This window comes from Rhodococcus sp. X156, from assembly GCF_004006015.1.
Taxonomy (GTDB): Bacteria; Actinomycetota; Actinomycetes; order Mycobacteriales; family Mycobacteriaceae; genus X156.
In genome coordinates this window covers 1187018-1202478 of record NZ_CP034766.1, presented here as the reverse complement: position 1 = coordinate 1202478, position 15461 = coordinate 1187018, and the positions used below count along the sequence as shown (strand labels likewise).

The following is a 15461-nucleotide window of genomic DNA, read 5'->3' as shown; positions in this document are numbered from 1 at the left end:
CCCCGTCTTTGTCGACACTACGTTGATATGATGTCGACATCGTGTCGGCACGTGCCGCCTGCGACGTCCTGCCCCCGACCCGGAGGACCAACGATGTTCCTCGCCCTGCGCGAGCTGTGGTTCGCGCGCACCCGCTTCCTGCTGATGGGTGCGGTCATCGCCCTCATCTCCATCCTCATGGTGATGCTGTCCGGCCTGTCCTCGGGCCTGGTCAACGACGGCGTGTCCGGCCTGCAGCGCACCCCCGTGCAGTCCTTCGCCTTCGCCGAGGGCACCAAGACCGACTCGGCGTTCAGCCGCTCGGTGGTCACCGAGGAGCAGGCCGCCGCCTGGCGCGAGCAGCCCGGCGTGGCCCGTGCCGAGCTGTTCGGCAACACCATCGTCAACGCCAGGACCTCCACCGGCACCCCGGTGGACCTGACCCTGTTCGGCATCGCCACGGGCTCCTTCCTGGAGCCGACCGCCGCCGAGGGTGCGGCGCTGCAGGGTGAGCGCGACATCATCGTGAGCGAGACCGCCCGCGACGCGGGGGTGAACCTGGGCGACACCGTGGTCATCGACCGGCTGGGCACCGAGCTCACCGTGGTGGGCTTCACCGCCGACCAGCGCACCTTCGGCCACGTCGACGTCGCGTACGTGCCGCTGCGCACCTGGCAGGAGATCAACGCCGGCACCAAGGTGGGCGAGCAGCCCAACCCCGACGTGTACGGCGAGGCCAGCGTGGTCGCCGTCCAGGGCGTGGACGGTCTCACCCCCGACCTGGCCGCCGGCGACGCCGCCGCGCAGACCGCCAGCAAGACCCTCACGGAGTCCTTCGACGCCTCCCCCGGCTACACGGCCGAGATGATGACGATGGACATGATCACGTGGTTCCTCTACGCCATCTCGGCGCTGGTGGTCGGCGCGTTCTTCACCATCTGGACGGTGCAGCGCACCCGGGAGCTGGCGGTGATGCGCGCGATGGGCGCCTCCACCGGCTTCCTCGTGCGCGACGGCCTCACCCAGGCGCTGCTCATCCTGCTCGGGTCGGTGGCCGTCGGTGTGGCCGTGGGCGTGGGCCTGGGCTCGCTGCTGGTGGGCTCGGGCATGCCCTTCGCCCTGGAGGCCGCGCCGATCATCGGCGGCGCCGTCCTGCTGATCGTGCTCGGGCTGGTCGGCGCCGCGGCCGCCGTCGTCCGCATCGCCTCCGTCGACCCGCTGACCGCGCTGGGAGAGAACCGATGAGCAGCCCCACCCCCACCTCGACCCGCTCCGGCCTGACCCTCGCCGGCGCCACCCTGTCCTTCGGCGACGGCGACACCACGGTGGTGGCCATGGACCACGTCGACCTGCGGGTGCGCCCCGGCGAGATCGTGGCCGTGGTCGGACCCTCCGGCGCCGGCAAGTCCACCCTGCTCGCGGTGGCCGGCGGGCTCACCCAGCCCACCTCCGGCACCGTGGTGGTCAACGGCGTCGACGTCGGCACGCTGTCCCAGCGGGAGCTGGCCACCTTCCGCTGCGAGCACGTCGGCTTCGTCTTCCAGTCCGGCAACCTCATTCCCGCGCTCACCGCGCTGGACCAGCTGCGGCTCGTCGCCAAGATCACCGGCAAGCAGGACACCGGCGACCCCGCCGCGCTGCTGGCGGCAGTGAGCATGTCCCACCGCGCGGACCGTCGGCCCGGCCAGCTCTCCGGCGGCGAGCGCCAGCGGGTGGGCATCGCCCGAGCGCTGATGAGCAACCCGTCGGTGCTGCTGGTGGACGAGCCGACCGCCGCGCTGGACCGCGCCCGCAGCCACGAGGTGGTGGAGCTGCTCGCCCGCACCACGCACGAGGCGGGCGTGGCCACGGTGATGGTGACCCACGACCACGAGGTGCTCCAGCACTGTGACCGGGTGGTGGAGATGACCGACGGCGCGGTGACCGAGCAGGAGCGCGTCGCACGCTGAGCGGCCGCGGGACTACCCTGCACAGGTCCGCACCGTCGCTGCCGACGGTGCGGGCCCGCTGTCCAGCCGAGGAGGGCCGTGCCGAAGATCTCCGCCTCCACCGTGGCCGACCACCGGGCGGCACAGCGGCGCGCGCTGCTGGACGCGGCCCGCGCCCTGCTGGCGGAGAACCCCACCCAGCGCCCCGGGCTGGGCCAGGTCGCGGCGGCCACCGGGCTGTCCCGCTCCAGCGTCTACCACTACTTCGCCTCCAGCGAGGACCTGCTCTACGCGGTGGTGGAGGACCTGTGCCCGCCGTGGCTGGAGCGCGTCAGCGCCGCGGTCGCCGGGGTGGACACCGTGCCGGGCGTGGTGGCCGCCTACGTCGACGCCAACCTGGAGCTGGTGGCCGAGGGTGAGCACGCCATCCTCAGCGCGCTGGCCCGGCTGAGCCCGCAGACCTTCCAGGACGAGCGGCTGACCAGCATGCACGAGGGCCTGGTGCAGCCGTTGGTGCAGGCGCTGCGCAAGCACGGGGCACCGGAGCCCGAGCGGACCGCCCAGCTCGTCAACGCCGTGGTGTACAAGGCAACTGAGATGATCGAGTCCGGAAGCGCACTGGCCAGCGTGCAGCTGGCGCTGCAGGCCGTGCTGGTGCAGCCGACTCGCTGAGCAGCGGTTTCGGCCAGCAGCGGCCCCTCCACCGGGCACCGCGGGCGCCAGTCTTGTGCAAGTATCGAGACGTAGGCAGATCACGATCGCCAGGCGTATCGGAGGAGCCGTGCCCGAGCTGTTCATCGGGGGCCAGTGGGTCAGTGCCCGCGAGGGGGGTCGCCGAGAGATCCGGTGCCCAGCCGACGGCCAGGTGGTCGTGGAGGTGGACGAGGCCGGCCCGGCCGACACCGAGGCCGCCATCCTCGCCGCCCGGGAAGCCTTCGACCACGGTCCCTGGCCCACCATGCCCGCCGGCAAGCGCGGTGACGTGCTGCTGCGCACCTCGCAGCTGCTGCAGCGCGACCGCGACGAGTACGCCCGGGCGGAGTCGCTGGACACCGGCAAGCGCTTCGTGGAGTCGCAGTACGACATGGACGACATCGCGGCCTGCTTCCGCTACTTCGGTGCCCTGGCCGACGTGGACGCCGGGCGGGTCGTGGACACCGGCACCCCGGGCGCGCTCAGCCGGGTGGTGCGTGAGCCGGTGGGGGTGTGCGGGCTGATCACGCCGTGGAACTACCCGCTGCTGCAGACCTCGTGGAAGGTGGCCCCGGCGCTGGCCGCGGGCAACACGTTCGTGCTCAAGCCCAGCGAGCTGACCCCCTCCACCGCCATCCTGCTGATGCGCACCCTCACCGAGGCCGGCGTGCCCGACGGGGTGGCCAACCTGGTGCTGGGCGCCGGCGCCCAGGCCGGGGCGCCGCTGTCAGAGCACCCCGAGGTGGACATGGTCTCCTTCACCGGCGGCCTGGCCACCGGCCGGGTGATCATGGCGGCCGCTGCGGGCACGGTGAAGAACATCGCGCTGGAGCTGGGCGGGAAGAACCCGCTGATCGTGTTCGCCGACTCCGACTTCGAGCTGACCGTGGACCACGTGCTGATGGCGGTGTTCCTGCACTCCGGCCAGGTCTGCTCGGCCGGGTCCCGGCTGATCATCGAGGAGTCCGCGCACGACGCCGTGGTGGACGAGGTGGTGCGCCGCGCCCAGCGGATCCGTATGGGCGGGCCGTTCGACGCCGACGCCGACACCGGGCCGCTGATCTCCGAGACCCACCTGGCCAAGGTGCAGGCCTACGTCGACGCCGGCGTGGCCGAGGGCGCGGTGCTGCGCTGCGGCGGGGCCCGCCACACCGAGGGCGACCTCGCCAACGGCTGGTTCTTCCCGCCCACGGTGCTGGACGGCTGCCGCAGCGGGATGCGGGTGGTCAGCGAGGAGAGCTTCGGCCCGGTGCTCACCGTGGAGACCTTCCCCGACGGCGACGAGGACGCGGCGGTGGCCATCGCCAACGACACTCGCTACGGCCTGGCCGGCGGGGTGTTCACCCCGGACGCCGGGCGTGGGCAGCGGGTGGCCAACCGGCTGCGCCACGGCACGGTCTGGATCAACGACTTCCACCCGTACCTGCCGCAGGCGGAGTGGGGCGGCTACGGCGAGTCCGGGGTCGGCCGCGAGCTGGGGCCCACCGGGCTGGGCGAGTACCAGGAGCTCAAGCACGTCTGGCAGAACATCAGTCCCGCGCCAGCGGGGTGGTTTCCGCACCGTCCTGAGTAGCGGCCCGCGCGCGGGCCGAGGACCGACACGAGGGGACACAAGTTGGTGAGCACTGACCCGAGCCGGGGGGCCGGAGGCAGTCGTCGCGCTGTGCCGGGCGGCGGTGACCGAGAAGGGGTCGGCGACTTCGGCTACACACAGTCCCTGACCAGGACGCTGGGCAACTTCCACACCTTCGCCGCGGGAATCAGCTACATCTCCATCCTCACCGGCACCTTCCAGCTGTTCTACTTCGGCTTCGGGGTGGGCGGGCCGGCCTACTGGTGGAGCTGGCCCATGGTCTTCGTCGGCCAGCTCATGGTGGCGCTGTCCTTCGCCGAGCTGGCCGCGCACTACCCGGTGGCCGGCTCCATCTACAACTGGACCAAACGGCTCTCCAACCGCCACGTCGCCTGGTTGTCGGGCTGGATGATGGTGGTGGCCACCATCGTCTCGATCTCCGCCACGGCCCTGGCCTACCAGCTGACGCTGCCGCAGATCTCCAGCGTGTTCCAGGTGGTGGGCGACGGCACGGGCACCAGCTTCGCCTCCAACGCCGTGCTGCTGGCGGCGGTGCTCATCACGTTCACCACGCTGGTCAACGCCTTCGGGGTGCGCCTGATGGCGCGGATCAACAGCGCCGGCGTGGCCATCGAGCTGGTGGCGGCCGCCATCCTCATCATCCTGCTGGCGGCGCACATCACCCGCGGTCCCGACGTGGTGCTGGAGACGCAGGGCACCGGCGCCACCTACCCCGCCGGCTACCTGGGGGCGTTCCTGGTCGCCTCGCTCGCCTCGGCCTACGTGATGTACGGCTTCGACACCGCAGCGTCGCTGGGCGAGGAGACGGTGGACCCGCGCCGCAACGCCCCCAAGGCGATCCTGCGCGCACTCATCGCCTCGTTCATCATCGGCGGGCTGATCCTGCTGTTCGCCATGATGGCGGTGCCCGACCTCACCGACCCGCGCCTGGGCGAGGAGGGCGGTCTGCAGTACGCCGTGCTGCAGACCCTGGGCTCCACGCTGGGCACGGCGCTGCTGTGGGCGGTGGTGGTCGCGGTGACGGTGTGCGTGCTGGCCGTGCACACCGCGGGCATCCGGATGATCTTCGCCATGGCGCGGGACAACAACCTGCCCGCCAGCTCCCAGCTGGCTCGGGTCAGCCCACGCTTCGGCACCCCGATCCTGCCCGCGGTGGTGATCGGCGTGCTGGCCATCGCGATCCTGGTGCTCAACATCGGGCAGCCGCAGATCTTCACCCTGGTCACCAGCCTGGCCATCATCTTCATCTACTGCGCCTACCTGCTGGTCACCGTCCCGCTGCTGCTCGCCCGGCTGCGCGGGAAGTGGCCGCTGGAGGGTGCCGCCGAGTCAGGCCGCTTCGGCCTGGGCCGGTGGGGCCTGCCCGTCAACGTCGTCGCCGTGGTGTGGGGGGCGGCGATGGCCATCAACCTGGCGTGGCCGCGGCCGGAGGTCTACAACACCGAGCCGCCGTACCACTGGTACCTGCAGTGGGGCGCGGTGCTGGTGGTGGGTGGCGCGGCCGCCATCGGCTTCGCCTACTACTGGTTCGTGCAACGACACAAGACCGGCACCCTGCGCGAGCACCTGGCCCTGGTGCCCGGGGTCACCGACGTGCCCGACCCGCCCCTGCCCGGACCCGAGGGCCCGGACATGACCGAGGGGCCCTTTCCCCGGCTGCCCGACGACGGGCCGGCCGCTCGCCCACCCAAGGAGGGCCGATGACCGCTGCGCAGCAGCCGACCTACGACTACGTGGTGGTCGGCGGGGGCACCGCAGGGGCGGTGGTGGCCGCCCGGCTCTCCGAGGACCCCGCGGTCACGGTGTGCCTGCTCGAGGCCGGGCCCAGCGACGTGGACCGTCCGGAGATCTTGGAGCTGGACCGGTGGATGGGCCTGCTGGAGTCCGGCTACGACTGGGACTACCCGGTGGCCGAGCAGCCCACCGGCAACTCCTTCCTGCGCCACGCCCGCGCCAAGGTGCTGGGCGGGTGCTCCTCGCACAACTCCGCGATCGCCTTCTGGGCACCCCGGGAGGACCTGGACGAGTGGGAGTCCCTCGGCGCCACGGGCTGGGGCGCGGATTCGACCTTCCCGCTGTTCACCCGGCTGGAGACCAACCTCGACGGCGTCGGTCCGCTGCACGGCCACGACGGACCGGTGGTGATCCGCAACGTGCCCCCGGTGCACCCGGCGGGCAAGGCGGTGCTGCAGGCCTGCGAGGAGCAGGGCATCCCGGTCACCGACTTCAACACCGGCACCACCGTGACGCACGGGGCCAACTGGTTCCAGATCAACTGCCGGCCGGACGGCATCCGCTCGTCGTCGTCGGTGTCCTACCTGCACCCGCTGCTGGGCCGCCGGCCCAACCTGGAGATCCGCACCGAGGTGCGCGCCGAGCACCTGGTGCTGGACGGCACCCGGTGCACCGGCGTGCGGGTGCGGGAGAACGACCTGCTGCACAGCACCACCGTCTCCGCCCGCCGCGAGGTGATCGTCTCCGCCGGCGCCATCGACAGCCCCAAGCTGCTCATGCTCTCCGGCATCGGCCCGGCCGAGCACCTGCAGGAGGTGGGGGTGCCCGTGCTGGTGGACTCCCCCGGCGTCGGCTCCACGCTGCAGGACCACCCGGAGGGCATCGTCGCCTGGGACGCCCTGCAGCCGGTGCCGCTGCAGTCGACGCAGTACTGGGAGATCGGCATCTTCACCTGCACCACCGAGGGACTGGACCGCCCGGACCTGATGTTCCACTTCGGGTCGGTGCCCTTTGACATGAACACCGTGCGCCGCGGCTACCCCACCACCGAGAACGGCTTCTGCCTCACCCCCAACGTCACGCGCAGCCGCAGCCTGGGCACGGTCCGGCTGGCCTCGCGGGACTACCGGGACAAGCCGGTGGTGGACCCCCGCTACTTCACCGACCCGCACGACATGCGGGTGATGACGGCCGGCATCCGGCTGGCGCGGGAGATCGCCGCGCAGCCGGCGCTGGCGGGCTGGGCGGGCACCGAGCTGGCGCCAGGACCCGACGTGGTGAGCGACGACGAGCTGGCCGACTTCATCCGGCAGACCCACAACACCGTCTACCACCCCTCGGCGACGGTGCGGATGGGCGCGGCCGAGGACCCGGCCACCCCGCTGGACGCGCGGCTGCGGGTGAAGGGCGTGCAGGGCCTGCGGGTGTGCGACGGCTCGGTGATGCCGTTCCTGGTGACGGTGAACCCGTGCATCACCACCATGATGATCGGCGAGAAGTGTGCCGACCTGGTGCGCCAGGACAACCCCTAGCCGCGCGCGGGCGGCCCGGGCCTACTTGCTGAGGCAGCCCGGGCCGAGCAGCGCCTTGAGGTCGCCCATCAGGGCCGAGGTGGGCGTGACCCGCAGCGCGTCGTCCAGGCGCAGCACGGTGGAGCTGGAGCCGGCGACCAGGCGCAGGTGCACGTCGGAGGTGCCCGGGTGGGCGGTGAGCACCTGCTTGAGCGAGGCCACCCGGTCGGCGGTGCACAGCCGCGCGGGCAGGCTCACCTGCACCGGCTGGGCCACCCCCGCCGCCGCCAGGTCGGGCACCGCGATGTCGTTGGCGATCACCGAGACCCGGTCGTCGCGCACCGCCACCCGGCCCTTGACCAGCACCACGGCGTCCTCGACCACGTCCATGCCCAGCACCGAGTAGCTCTTGGGGAAGAACAGCACCTCGATGCCACCGGCCAGGTCCTCCAGCTGCGCCGAGGCCCAGGGCTCGCCGTTCTTGTTCACCCGGCGGGTGACGCTGGCCAGGATGCCGCCCAGGGTGATCTGGGTGCCGTCCTTGACCGCACCCTCCAGGATGGCGGGGATGTTGGTGTCGGCCTGCGCGGCCAGCAGGTGCTCCAGCCCGTTGAGCGGGTGCCCGGACACGTACAGCCCGAGCATCTCCCGCTCCAGGGCCAGCCGGTGCTTGGTGTCCCACTCCTCGTCGGGCACCTTCACGTCGAACACCGACGACACCGAGGCGTCCTCGCCCCCGAACAGGTCGAACTGGCCGATGGCCTCGGCCTTCTTGGTGCTCATCACCGCGTCGATGGCGTCGGCGTGCACCAGCAGCAGCCCCTTGCGGGGGTGGCCCAGGGAGTCGAAGCCGCCGGCCTTGATCAGCGACTCCACGGCCTTCTTGTTGCAGGCCACCGTGTCGACCTTGGAGAGGTAGTCGGAGAAGTCGGTGTAGGCCCCCTTCTCCTTGCGGGCCTTGACGATGGAGGCCACCACCCCGGTGCCGACGTTGCGCACCCCGCCGAGGCCGAAGCGGATGTCCTCCCCGACGGAGGTGAAGTTGGTGGAGGAGGAGTTGACGTCGGGCGGCAGCACGGTGATGCCCATCCGCCGGCAGTCGGCCAGGTAGATGGCGGCCTTGTCCTTGTCGTCGCCGACGCTGGTGAGCAGCCCCGCCATGTACTCGGCCGGGAAGTTGGCCTTGAGGTAGGCCGTCCAGAACGACACCAGGCCGTAGCCGGCGGCGTGGGACTTGTTGAACGCGTACCCGGCGAAGGGAAGGATGGTGTCCCACAACGCCTTGACCGCGGCGTCGGAGAAGCCGTTCGCGCGCATGCCCGCCTGGAAGCCGGCGTACTCCTGCTCGAGAACCTCCTTCTTCTTCTTTCCCATCGCCTTGCGGAGCACGTCGGCTCGACCCATCGAGTACCCGGCGACCTTCTGCGCGATGCGCATGATCTGCTCCTGGTACACGATCAGGCCGTAGGTCTCGGAGAGGATCTCCTGGAGCGGCTCCTCCAGCTCCGGGTGGATCGGGGTGATGTCCTGGCGACCGTTCTTGCGGTCGGCGTAGTCGTTGTGGGCGTTCATGCCCATCGGGCCGGGCCGGTACAGCGCCAGCACGGCCACGATGTCCTGGAAGCCGGTGGGCTGCATCCGGCGCAGCAGGTCGCGCATGGCCCCGCCGTCGAGCTGGAACACGCCCAGCGTCTCGCCCTTGCCCAGCAGCTCGTAGGTGGCCGGGTCCTCCAGCGGCAGCGTGTCCAGGTCGATGTCGATGTCGCGGTTGGCCTTGATGTTCTCGATCGCGTCACCGATGACGGTGAGGTTGCGCAGCCCGAGGAAGTCCATCTTGAGCAGGCCGATGGCCTCGCACGACGGGTAGTCCCAGCCGGTGATGATGGCGCCGTCCTGCGCCCGCTTCCACAGCGGGATGGCCTGCATCAGCGGCTCGGAGGACATGATCACCGCGCAGGCGTGCACGCCGGCGTTGCGGACCAGACCCTCCAGGCCCAGGGCGGTCTCGTAGATCTTGCGGACGTCGGGGTCGGAGTCCAGCAGCGCGCGCACCTCGGCGGCCTCGCCGTAGCGCTCGTGCGACGGGTCGGTGATGCCGGCCACCGAGATGTCCTTGGCCATCACCGGCGGGGGCAGCGCCTTGGAGATGCGGTCGGCGATGGCGAAGCCGGGCTGGCCGAAGGTGACGCGGGCGGAGTCCTTGATGGCCGCCTTGGTCTTGATGGTGCCGAAGGTGATCACCTGGGCGACACGGTCAGCACCCCACTTCTCGGTGGCGTAGCGCACCATGTCGCCGCGGCGGCGGTCGTCGAAGTCGATGTCGATGTCGGGCGCGGAGGGGCGCTCGGGGTTGAGGAACCGCTCGAACAGCAGGCCGTGCGGCAGCGGGTCGATGTTGGTGATGCCCAGCGCGTAGGCCACCAGGGAGCCGGCGGCCGAACCACGGCCCGGGCCCACCCGGATGCCGACCTCCTTGGCGTGCTTGACCAGGTCGCCGACCACCAGGAAGTAGGCCGGGAAGCCCTTCTGCTCGATGACGTCCAGCTCGAAGTCGGCCCGCTCGCGGTAGCCGTCCGGGATGCCGTCGGGGAAGCGGTTGTCCAGCCCGCGGGCGACCTCCTTGCGCAGGAAGCTGGCCTGGGTGTCGCCCTCGGGAACCGGGAAGATGGGCATCCGGTCGTGGTGGGCCCAGACGTCGTCGTAGGGCTGCACCCGCTCGGCGATGAGCAGGGTGTTGTCGCACGCCCCGGGGACCTCGGAGTCCCACAGCTCGCGCATCTCCTCGGCCGACTTGAGGTAGTAGCCGTCACCGTCGAACTTGAACCGGGTGGGGTCGGACAGCGTCTTGCCGGTCTGGATGCACAGCAGCGCCTCGTGGTTCTTGGCGTCGCTCTTGGTGACGTAGTGGCAGTCGTTGGTGGCCAGCGGCTTGAGGTCGAGCTTGCGGCCGATGTCCAGCAGGCCCTCGCGCACCCGGGTCTCGATGGACAGCCCGTGGTCCATCAGCTCCAGGAAGAAGTTGTCCGCCCCGTAGATGTCACGCCACTTGGCCGCGGCCTCCAGGGCCTCCCGCTCGTGGCCCAGGCGCAGCCGGGTCTGCACCTCGCCGGAGGGGCAGCCGGTGGTGGCGATGATGCCCTCGGCGTGCTGGGCGATGATCTCGACGTCCATGCGGGGCCACTTGCCCAGCTGGCCCTCCAGCGAGGCCAGGCTGGAGAGGGTGAACAGGTTGCGCAGACCGGTGGCGTTCTCCGCCAGCATGGTCATGTGCGTGTAGGCGCCGCTGCCGGAGACGTCGTCGCTCTTCTGGCTGCGATCGCCCCACAGCACCCGCTTGGTGCTGAACCGCGACTCCGGTGCCAGGTAGGCCTCGATGCCGATGATCGGCTTGATGCCGGCCTTCTGGGCCTGGTTGTAGAACTCGCTGGCGCCGTACATGTTGCCGTGATCGGTCATCGCGACTGCCGACATGCCCAGGCGGGCCGCCTCGTCGAACATCGGCGCCACCTTGGCCGCACCGTCGAGCATGGAGAACTCGGTGTGGTTGTGCAGGTGGACGAAGGAGTCAGCCACGGACGAGTGCACCTTTCGGCAGAGCTTCAGGATCAGCCAGAGTCTAGGCCCTCCCCCCGTCACGTCCCGGTGCCCGCCGCGCTCTGCCGGTACCGTGCGAGGTGTGACACCCCCCGACCCCACGGACCTGCGGCTGGTCTCGGCGCTGGCCGAGCTCGGTCGGACGACGGTGCTCGACCTGGCGGCCCGCGCGGGGGTGCACCCGGAGGAAGCAGCGGTGCGCCTGCTGCGCATGGGCTGGTACGGCATCCCGCTGGTCGTCGGGGTGGAGGGTGATCGCGCCGGGCTGTACGCCTGGCTGGGCGCGCAGCAGGGTGGTGTTCCCCCGCAGCCGCCGCTGCCGCAGCAGGGCGCCATGCCCCAGCCGCCGCCCATGCAGCAGCCCCCACCGATGCCCCAGCCCCCACCGATGCAGCAGCCGCCCGGGATGCCGCCGGGACCCCACGCTGCTGGGCCCCAGTCGCAGCCGGGCTGGCAGGGTCCCACCCCCTGGGGGCAGCCTCCTGCCGCAGTCGGTGCCTACCGTGCACCGGAGTCACCCCCGGCCAACCGGGAGCCGGCCGGTGCGACCACGGCCACCGTCGGCGACGAGCTCGCTGCCGTCGGACCGAGCGGGGAATCGGTGTCGATCACGCTGGTGGAGGTGGTGGACACCGCCGACGCCCTCATCGCCGCCGCCGGCCACCACCTGACGCCGGGCAAGCGGGCCACCGTCGTGCACACCGAGGTGACCGCAGGGCCGGAGGGATTCGCCGCCATCGCCGACACCGGTCTCACCGTGGTGCTGGGCGACGGCACCGAGGTGGAGAAGTCGGGCATGACGCTGAGCTCGCGGCCCCCGTTCCGGGCCGGCATCGCCGCCGGCGACACCGTGGGCGGGCACACCGTGTTCGAGCTGGACGCGCAGGCCAGCATCGTCGGGGTGCGCTGGCGCGCGGCCGAGGACAGGCCACCACTGGACTGGCGCATCCGCTAGCGAGCGCGGGTGAACGGTGCGCGCCGGTGCCTGGTGCGGGAGGTGCCCGGCCCCTAGACCGGGGCGCGGCCCAGCATGCCCAGCAGCCGGTCGAACGCCGAGGCGTCGGCGGCCACCGGCTGCGGCGGGCCGAAGGGACGACGGTCGGCCGGGATGGCAGACAGCTGGCGCTCGGTGAACCGCAGCTCCTGCTCGGCCAGCTCCGGGGACACCTCCACCGGCTGCCCGCTGGCCTGGGCGAGGTCCCAGCCGTGCACCAGCATCTCCACCACCCGCAGGTGCACCACCACCGCGCCCCGGATGGCCCCGAAGGGCACCGACACCGTCTGGTCCATCACCCCGGGCAGCCGCAGCGCGGTCACCACCTCGTTGGTGGACTCCCGGAACGCCGCGCGCAGGCGCGCCGCGTCACGCTCGTCGTCGGGGTAGCCCGGGGTGTCCGGGATGTGCCCGGGACTGCCCCGCAGCGCGGCGGTGAACACCCGATTGCCCTGCACCAGGTGGGTGACCAGGTCGCGCACGCGCCAGTCGGTGCACGGGGTGGCGTCGTCCCACTGCTCGTCGGGCAGTCCGTCCAGCAGGCTGCTGACTCGCTCCGACAGCCGCGCCAGCTCGTCGATCTTGGCGGTGCTGTCGGCGTGGTCGGTGGTGCGCTGCTGCCCCGGCGGGAACTTCTCGGTGCTGTTCTGGTTGTTGCTGGTCGTCATGGCCCCCACCTGTGGCTCGTCCCGGCACTGAGGCGACCAGCCTGGCGCACTGGCGGCGCGGCGGCCACCGGGACTAGCCCGGACACCTGCCGGAATGGGCGTCGGGCTAGCCGCCGGCGAAGGCCCGGATGCGCTGGTCGCGGCTGCGCTCCAGGTGGCTGCGCATCTCCCGTCGCGCAGCCTCCTCGTCCCGCTCGCGCAGGGCGGTGAGGATCGCGGCGTGCTCGGCGTTGAGCGCCGCCGGCTCGCCGTGGCTGGCGGGCGGGCCGCTGTCATAGATGTGCAGCTGGGTGGTGAGGCGCACCAGGATCGCGGTGATGGTGGCGTTGTGCGCGGCCTGCCACAGCACCTCGTGGAAGCGGAAGTGCGCGGTGCGGGCCACCGCCGGGTCGTCGGTGGTGCAGCACAGCCGGTGCACCTGCTCCAGGCGGGCCAGGTCCAGCTCGGTGCGCCGGGTGGCCGCCGACGACGCCGCCTCGGCCTCCAGCGCGATCCGCGCCGCGTAGATCTCCACCACGTCCTCCGGCGTGCCCGAGCGCACGTGGTACCCGCGGTCGGCGCGCTCCAGCAGCCCGTCGTGCACCAGCAGGTTCAGCGCCTCCCGCACCGGGGTGCGCGACACCCCGTACTGGGCGCTCAGCGAGGTCTCCAGCAGCACCGAGCCGCGGTCGAAGCGGCCGGCGAGGATGTCGGTGCGCAGCCGCAGGTACTGCCGCGACGTCTGGTCGGAGCGACCTTCCACCGACTCGGGCACCAGTGCCTCCAGGGCGGCCATCGGGTTGCCGTCTGCGTCCATGGCTCCTCACCGCTCGTGGATGGATCCCGCGTCGGGGACCGATCATTATGCCGCGCTGTCCGACTCACCCCCGGGAGCGCACCGAAAAGACTGCGCATCCGAGCGTATACACTCGTCGACACTGCCGCCACGGCAGGCCTGAACCCCCTCGAGGAGGACCCGCATGACTCCCCCGTCGCCACCGGCCGACCAGTCCCCGCTGGTCAGCGCCGCTGAGCTGGCCGACCAGCTCGGCCGGCCCGGGCTGGTAGTGCTGGACGTCACGGTGGAGCTGCCCGCGCCCCGCTTCGACGGCGACTACCGGGCCGTCTCCGGTGCCGCGGGCTGGGAGCGCGCCCACCTGCCCGGCTCCCGCCACGTCGACCTGCTGCACCACCTCTGCGACCCCGCGGGCCTCCGCCACCACACCCGGCCCGCCGCTGCTCAGCTGGCCGCCGACCTGGCCGAGCTGGGCATCGACCCCGACGCCACCCTGGTGCTCTACGACCGCGGCGCCACCACCTGGGCCGCCCGCGCCTGGTGGGTGCTGCGCAACGCCGGGATCAGCGCCCGCGTGCTCGACGGCGGGCTCACCGCGTGGACCGCGCAGGGCCTGCCGGTGGAGCACGGCGCCACCACCACAGCCGCCCAGCCCGTCCCCGGGCACCCCGCGCAGCTGACCGACCTCGGCCTGTGGGCCGACCGCGACGACGTGCAGGCCCTGGCCGAGGGGCGGACGCCGGGCAGCCTGGTGTGCGCGCTGTCGGCTGAGCACTTCGCGGCCACCATCCCCACTCGCTACGCCCGGCGCGGCCACATCCCCCGCAGCGTGAACCTGTCCGCCCGGACGGTGCTGGACGCCGAGGGGAGGCTGCTCGCGGCCCCACAGCTGCGCACCTTGGCCGAGACCGCGCCGGCGGCAGCCGGAGCCACCGCGCTGACCGGCGCCGAGCCGGTGGTCGTGTACTGCGGCGGCGGGGTGTCGGCCTGCCTGACCGCGCTGGCGCTCACCGTCGCCGGGATCAGCTCCGTGCGGGTCTACGACGGCTCGCTGGACGAGTGGAGCGCCGACCCGTCCTTGCCGCTGGAGACCGACCCGCCCGTCTGACCCGCCCCACCCCGACCCGTGAGGAACTCGATGTCCGCCACCCCTGTCGCCGTCACCGCTGACGACCTGGCCGCCGCGCTGGAGAACCTGCGCGCCACCACTCCCCTGGTGCAGTCCCTGACCAACGTCGTCTCGGCCAACATCGTCACCAACGTGCTGCTGGCCGCCGGCGCGAGCAACGCCCACATCGACAACGTGCACGAGGCAGCCGGGTTCGCGCAGGTGGCCAGCGCGGTGCTGGTCAACCTGGGCACCCCGGACGACGGCACCGCCGCCGCGTTCACCCTGGCCGCCGAGGCCGCCCGTGTGGCGGGCACTCCCTGGGTGCTGGACCCGGTGGGCGTGGGCGGACTGCCGTGGCGCACCGAGCTGGCGGCCGGGCTGCTGCGCCAGGGCCCCACCGCCATCCGCGGCAACGGCTCGGAGATCACCGCCCTCGCCGGGCTGGGCAGCTCCACCCGCGGCGTGGACAGCGGCTCCGACTCCGGTTCCGCCGTGCCCGCCGCGGTGGCCCTGCTGGAGCACGCCGCCGCGGTGTCGGCCTCGGGCCCGGTGGACTACGTGGTGGGCCGCACCGCCGCCGGCGAGCTGGCCGGCGTGCGGGTGCTGGGCGGCAGCGCCCTGCTCACCAAGGTCACCGCCACCGGCTGCTCCCTCGGCGGGCTGGCCGCCGCCTACCTCGCCGCCGCGCCCACCCCGCTGGTCGGGCTGGTGACCGCGCACGCCCACGTCGCGGTGGCCGCCGAGCGGGCCGCGGCCACCGCCTCCGGGCCCGGCTCGTTCGCCGTGGCCTACCTCGACGCGCTGGACAGCGTGGGTCCGGACGACCTGCGCACCCACGCCCGCGTCGAGGCCCTCTCCCTCTGACCCTCCACCCCGGAAG

Annotated in this window: 12 protein-coding genes; 9 read left to right on the top strand and 3 right to left on the bottom strand. The window is 72.2% G+C overall.

Going from position 1 to position 15461, the window contains the following annotated elements; genetic code table 11:
• The first annotated feature begins 93 nt into the window (after positions 1-93).
• From ELX43_RS05715 to ELX43_RS05690, 6 genes are all read left to right on the top strand, one after another.
• Entirely contained in the window at positions 94-1224 is a 1131-nt protein-coding gene (locus ELX43_RS05715; RefSeq protein WP_206518117.1) for an ABC transporter permease, read from the top strand.
• Positions 1221-1928 carry an ABC transporter ATP-binding protein gene (locus tag ELX43_RS05710; protein WP_127782524.1) on the top strand — a complete coding sequence of 236 codons (708 nt, stop codon included), beginning with the start codon at positions 1221-1223 and terminating at the stop codon, positions 1926-1928. Before ELX43_RS05715 ends, ELX43_RS05710 begins: the two co-directional genes overlap by 4 nt.
• A 78-nt stretch (positions 1929-2006) precedes the next feature.
• Positions 2007-2579, top strand: coding sequence for a TetR/AcrR family transcriptional regulator (locus ELX43_RS05705; RefSeq protein ID WP_127782523.1), 573 nt, complete (start codon positions 2007-2009; stop codon positions 2577-2579).
• Between the two features lie 109 nt (positions 2580-2688).
• Positions 2689-4173 (top strand): aldehyde dehydrogenase family protein, encoded by a 1485-nt coding sequence (locus tag ELX43_RS05700; RefSeq protein ID WP_127782522.1) that lies wholly within the window; start codon positions 2689-2691, stop codon positions 4171-4173.
• Between the two features lie 90 nt (positions 4174-4263).
• Positions 4264-5898, top strand: coding sequence for an amino acid permease (locus ELX43_RS05695; RefSeq protein WP_241249872.1), 1635 nt, complete (start codon positions 4264-4266; stop codon positions 5896-5898).
• Positions 5895-7460 (top strand): GMC family oxidoreductase N-terminal domain-containing protein, encoded by a 1566-nt coding sequence (locus tag ELX43_RS05690; protein WP_127782520.1) that lies wholly within the window; start codon positions 5895-5897, stop codon positions 7458-7460. Before ELX43_RS05695 ends, ELX43_RS05690 begins: the two co-directional genes overlap by 4 nt.
• A gap of 21 nt (positions 7461-7481) precedes the next feature.
• Here the strand turns inward: ELX43_RS05690 and dnaE are convergent, their stop codons facing one another.
• Positions 7482-11012, bottom strand: a complete 3531-nt coding sequence (dnaE, locus tag ELX43_RS05685; protein ID WP_127782519.1) for a DNA polymerase III subunit alpha — start codon at positions 11010-11012, stop codon at positions 7482-7484.
• A gap of 103 nt (positions 11013-11115) precedes the next feature.
• Between dnaE and ELX43_RS05680 the strand changes: the two genes are divergently transcribed.
• Positions 11116-11988: an AsnC family protein gene (locus ELX43_RS05680; protein WP_127782518.1), complete on the top strand. Its 873-nt coding sequence runs from the start codon at positions 11116-11118 to the stop codon at positions 11986-11988.
• 53 nt (positions 11989-12041) lie between these two features.
• Here ELX43_RS05680 and ELX43_RS05675 read toward each other — a convergent pair whose 3' ends face one another.
• Positions 12042-12695, bottom strand: a complete 654-nt coding sequence (locus tag ELX43_RS05675; protein ID WP_127782517.1) for a TIGR03086 family metal-binding protein — start codon at positions 12693-12695, stop codon at positions 12042-12044.
• A gap of 106 nt (positions 12696-12801) precedes the next feature.
• Complete coding sequence (locus ELX43_RS05670) at positions 12802-13491, bottom strand: GntR family transcriptional regulator (protein WP_127782516.1); 690 nt, start codon at positions 13489-13491, stop codon at positions 12802-12804.
• A 163-nt stretch (positions 13492-13654) separates the two neighbouring features.
• On the opposite strand from ELX43_RS05670, the gene ELX43_RS05665 reads away from it, so the two are divergent.
• Both ELX43_RS05665 and ELX43_RS05660 read left to right on the top strand, forming a co-directional pair.
• Positions 13655-14578 carry a rhodanese-like domain-containing protein gene (locus ELX43_RS05665; RefSeq protein ID WP_127782515.1) on the top strand — a complete coding sequence of 308 codons (924 nt, stop codon included), beginning with the start codon at positions 13655-13657 and terminating at the stop codon, positions 14576-14578.
• Positions 14579-14608: 30 nt separating this feature from the next.
• A complete protein-coding gene (locus ELX43_RS05660) occupies positions 14609-15445 on the top strand; it encodes a hydroxyethylthiazole kinase (RefSeq protein ID WP_127782514.1) in 837 nt (278 codons plus the stop codon).
• The last annotated feature ends 16 nt before the right edge of the window (positions 15446-15461 follow it).